1 rRNA gene is annotated in these 508 nt (G+C 55.9%); it reads left to right on the forward strand.

Annotated features, from left to right (window positions below):
* A 16S ribosomal RNA gene (locus GPK88_RS16070) occupies positions 1 to 502 on the forward strand; the annotation flags it as partial.
* Positions 503 to 508 lie beyond the last annotated feature (6 nt).

Here is a 508-nt window from a genome sequence, read left to right on the forward strand (position 1 = left end):
GTGACAGGTGGTGCATGGTTGTCGTCAGCTCGTGTCGTGAGATGTTGGGTTAAGTCCCGCAACGAGCGCAACCCCTATCCTCAGTAGCCAGCAGTTCGGCTGGGCACTCTGTGGAGACTGCCAGGGATAACCTGGAGGAAGGCGGGGATGACGTCAAATCATCATGCCCCTTATGATTTGGGCTACACACGTGCTACAATGGCGTAAACAAAGGGAAGCGAACCTGCGAGGGTGGGCAAATCCCAAAAATAACGTCCCAGTTCGGACTGTAGTCTGCAACCCGACTACACGAAGCTGGAATCGCTAGTAATCGCGGATCAGAATGCCGCGGTGAATACGTTCCCGGGTCTTGTACACACCGCCCGTCACACCATGGGAGTCAGTAACGCCCGAAGTCAGTGACCTAACCGCAAGGAAGGAGCTGCCGAAGGCGGGACCGATGACTGGGGTGAAGTCGTAACAAGGTAGCCGTATCGGAAGGTGCGGCTGGATCACCTCCTTTCTAAGG

This window comes from Blautia sp. MCC269 (genome assembly GCF_018785655.1).
Classification (GTDB): domain Bacteria; phylum Bacillota; class Clostridia; order Lachnospirales; family Lachnospiraceae; genus Blautia_A.